The organism is Kaistella yananensis, assembly GCF_026107505.2.
Lineage (GTDB): Bacteria > Bacteroidota > Bacteroidia > Flavobacteriales > Weeksellaceae > Kaistella > Kaistella yananensis.
On the sequence record NZ_JAPCHZ010000003.1, the window covers coordinates 1 to 3,871 of the forward strand.

General features: G+C 36.8%; 4 protein-coding genes. 1 reads left to right on the forward strand and 3 read right to left on the reverse strand.

Annotated features, from left to right (window positions below):
• Positions 1-132 precede the first annotated feature (132 nt).
• The 3 genes from OK344_RS06965 to OK344_RS06975 all read right to left on the reverse strand — a co-directional run bounded on the left by OK344_RS06965 (position 133) and on the right by OK344_RS06975 (position 1,534).
• A complete protein-coding gene (locus tag OK344_RS06965; protein ID WP_124805980.1) occupies positions 133-429 on the reverse strand; it encodes a type II toxin-antitoxin system RelE/ParE family toxin in 297 nt (98 codons plus the stop codon).
• Positions 414-647: a hypothetical protein gene (locus OK344_RS06970; RefSeq protein WP_265144120.1), complete on the reverse strand. Its 234-nt coding sequence runs from the start codon at positions 645-647 to the stop codon at positions 414-416. Before OK344_RS06970 ends, OK344_RS06965 begins: the two co-directional genes overlap by 16 nt.
• A 284-nt stretch (positions 648-931) precedes the next feature.
• On the reverse strand, positions 932-1,534 hold the full coding sequence (locus OK344_RS06975) for a hypothetical protein (RefSeq protein WP_265144121.1): 603 nt from the start codon (positions 1,532-1,534) through the stop codon (positions 932-934).
• 238 nt (positions 1,535-1,772) lie between these two features.
• Here OK344_RS06975 and OK344_RS06980 point away from each other — a divergent pair, with 238 nt between their 5' ends.
• Positions 1,773-2,885 (forward strand): tyrosine-type recombinase/integrase, encoded by a 1,113-nt coding sequence (locus OK344_RS06980; RefSeq protein WP_265144122.1) that lies wholly within the window; start codon positions 1,773-1,775, stop codon positions 2,883-2,885.
• Positions 2,886-3,871 lie beyond the last annotated feature (986 nt).

Here is a 3,871-nt window from a genome sequence, read left to right on the forward strand (position 1 = left end):
AAAATCTTTTGTCGATAAACCCATAGTGTGGGAAAATACCCAACCAAAAGCTGCCGAAGGTTCCGTTCAACAGGGTTTTCATTGTTCGTGCTGCGCACGCAACGAAAACTTAGCTATTATGCGACGTCTTTCTTATTCAAGTTTTAAGGTTTTAGGATTTTTACTTCCATGTCGAATAGTTAAAACATGCAACTCATTTTCGACAAGTTCGTAATATAACAGATATTTATGAATGACTTTTATGTAAACATTTTCGATGTCAGTTTTTCGTCCAATTTTTGGATTTTCAGTCAATAATTTCAGTTGCTCGTCAACTAATTCATTTAATTTGATACTAAAAGTATTCGATTTGTTGCGATTAATCCAATATTCTAAAATTTCAATTAATTCGACCTGGGCTTTTCGCGACCAAATTATTTTTTTAGCCATTCTTGAATATCTTTTTGAAAATCTTTGTGAGTAATCGATTCACCGTTCTTTATCTGATTTCTCGCAACAGAAACTGCTTCCTTTTCATCATTATTTGTAACGTAAATCGCACTTTCTGATTCAAATTTCAAAATTTGCATCAATTCTTTAAGTCTAACTTTATCAGTTATACTGGTTATTTGAGATATTAAATCAATTTTCAAATCAGCGGTACTCATATTTTAAAAAATTTCTACGATAAAATTAGGAAAAAATATTGAAATTTAGAATAATATTTATTTGGAATTCTGTTCAGACAAGATGTCGCATAACGGAAAAAGTATTGGCGAAGAACGGGCTACTTTGCACACAATTTCAAAGGGAAACCGAACCTGAGCAAAAATTTTTTCCTTTTGCTAATATACAAAAAAGTAAAAGGAAAAATTTTTTGCGGATACTGCTAAAATAGTTCTCAAAGAATGTATTCACCCCGTTTTTTGCCAATACACTGTTATGTGTAGTGCTATTTTTTTTCTTGGTAAAATTTAACAGTTCGATTGTCTAAATCAAGTTTTACAATTCCACTTCGTATTCCTAAAAAAACATTTTTATCATCAAAAAAGGCAATCGAGTTAGGAAATAGGTTCCACCAAAATTGTTTTTCAAAAATTTTTTTTGGATTATTATTTTCAATCACATAAAAACTGCTATGTCCTGCAATAAGTATTTTAGTTCCTAAAACCAAAGAGACTGAAGGTGAATCATTAAACTTAACGAGTTTTTGAATATAATATTGGTTATCAGTAATGATTAATTCAGATATTGAACCTAAAGGCTTCCCAGGAAGACTTTCATCTTCCAAAAAAAAGATTTTTCCATTGAATTCAAAAATATCAACAATATTACCATATTTAATTCTATAAGTTTTTGGGTGTACAACATTTGGAACAAAATCAAGACTCCCGCCAAATTCTCCCTCATCATATCCATTAAGTGTGCCATTGCTAAGTTCGAATACAGTTTTTTCCTTTGGAATTGCTATAGTAATTTTTAATTGGTTTTTTCCCTTTTCTACAGCATAGGAATTCTTAGAATGATTTAATGAGAACCATTCGTTTGATTCCACGGTTGGAATTTTTTCTTCAATAAAATTTGCAGGTATTTTTATTGACTGAGAAAAGATTAAAGAAACAAAAAATAAAAAATTTATTGTAAATATTGTTTTTATAACGTATCTTTTAGCATTACACATAACTCTCAAATATGCGAAGATTATTCCAGACTACCAAATTTTTAAACCCTTGTTGTATAGTCTTTTATATTTTTATAACTTTGAGATATACAAAATGCGAAGTGCTGAAGTTATGCAAAATGCGAACATCATTTTCGGTCCTGCCGTTTTTTCTTTTTCCACCGGTACCCACCGCGGCAAAGAAATCATATGGATAAGCTTTCCATATCAACAGCACCACATAGCACTGCTAAAAGAATATACCACTCCAAAATGGTCCGCTTCACAGAAAAAATGGTACGTCACCGATAACCGATTTTACCGAAACCTCTTCGGCATACAGCCCAATATTGTGGGAAAGGACGTCATTGCTAAAATTTCTCTCGTCAATCAGCAGGCGTTCAGGAAATATCAGGAGATGCTCATCCTCAAGGGTTTCTCTCCCAATACAATACGAACCTATAGCGTAGAATTCGCACAACTCCTTTACCTTATTAAAGATTATCCGGTCCAGAACCTAACGCGCGAAAAACTGAAATCTTATTTCCTCTACTGTACCAAAGAACTCGCCCTCTCAGAAAATCAGATTCACAGCCGAATGAACGCCGTGAAATTCTATTTCGAAAAAGTCCTTTATCAGGAGAAAATCCTCTTCGATATCCCCAGGCCCAAAAAACCGATACTCTTGCCCAAGGCACTCAATGCCAAAGAAATAAAGAAACTCTTCGCCGCTGTAGACAATCCCAAGCACCAGCTCATTCTCCATCTCTGTTACGGCATGGGGCTTCGCGTCAGCGAAATCGTAAACCTCCGCATCAGTGATATCGATTCGGTCGCCAACACCGTCCTCATTCAGCGCGCCAAAGGCAAAAAAGACCGCTACGTCAATCTTCCCCAGGCCGTCCTTACAGAAATGCGAACCTATTACCGCGAGTACAGACCCACCGAATACCTCTTCGAAGGACAGTATGGCGGGCACATCACCACCCGAAGTGTGCAGCAGGTCTTCCGCAATGCCATGATCAAAGCCGGCATCAATAAAAAAGTAGGAATCCACGGACTGCGACACAGCTACGCCACCCACCTCCTCGAAGCCGGCACCGACATTTCCCTGATCCAGAAACTCCTCGGGCACAATAACATTAAAACCACCCTCATTTACACCAGTGTAACCGACACACAGTTAGGAAAAGTAGAATCGCCCCTCGACAGACTCATGTCACCCAAACCCGGTGATTCGGCCTGATGTCGCACCAGGAATTGCACAACACTTAACCACAACTCATTCCCTGCAATTATCTGAGGTTTCAGCAGAAAACATGCTGCGGTGTAGATGCTCACCAGTAGCAAGAAAAGCCCTCGGTGATTTTGCGTAAAGAAATTCTGCCTTTAAACCCTCGCTGATTCCACAAATTCCGCTGATTTCCTAAACCCTGCTTTTGTCTCCTCTAAGTTCAACGCTTTTGAAAACTGGTGAACGACCTAGGAGATTTTTGCGTTAAAAAAATCCGCTTCTAGCGGATCGCCGACTCCTAATATAAAAAATTAATATGGAGGCAAATCTTAATTTCTTCTATCTGTTATTTTCTATTATCAATGCATAAAAATCTCCACTGTTTGAAGCGCGGCAATCATTTAACTTAAACAACAACTTTTTCTTTCCGCGCAAGTTTGGAGATTTTCTTAAAAGAAATTTTTATTTTTTAGCAAACCGACGAAGGAGTTTCGCCGATTCCATTAAAAATATAAACAAGGATGAGGCAAAAAGATCCAGTCTAGACCTTTTTGCTTACTTTTTGTGTCAAGACAATCCGCCAACGCGGATCGCTGATTCCACTGAAAAAAACATAAAAAAATGAAGCAAAAAGTAAGTAGAATTATATATGCGAACAGCATACTGTATTTGAATCCTGATAATTAAACAGATTCCGCTGATTTCCTAAACCCTGCTTTTGTCTCCTATAAGTGCAACGCTTTTGAATACTGGTGAACGACCTAGGAGATTTTTGCGTTAAAAAAAATTACAATTATTTCTCATCCCACCCTTCAACTAATCCGGGATAAAAATCCCCACTGTTCGAGTGGCGGCAAAAATTCATCTACACAAAAAAACTTTGAATCTCCGCCCGAGTTTTGGGGATTTTGTTGAAATAATTGTAATTTTTTAGCGAAAAGATCCCGTCTTGACTTTTTTGCTTACTTTTTGTGTCAAGACAATCCGCCAAAGGCGGA

Bases quoted from the DNA above. Each gene is read 5' to 3' on its own strand.
- OK344_RS06965 (WP_124805980.1), bottom strand. From the start codon at position 429: ATGGCTAAAAAAATAATTTGGTCGCGAAAAGCCCAGGTCGAATTAATT.
- OK344_RS06970 (WP_265144120.1), bottom strand. From the start codon at position 647: ATGAGTACCGCTGATTTGAAAATTGATTTAATATCTCAAATAACCAGT.
- OK344_RS06980 (WP_265144122.1), top strand. From the start codon at position 1,773: ATGCAAAATGCGAACATCATTTTCGGTCCTGCCGTTTTTTCTTTTTCC.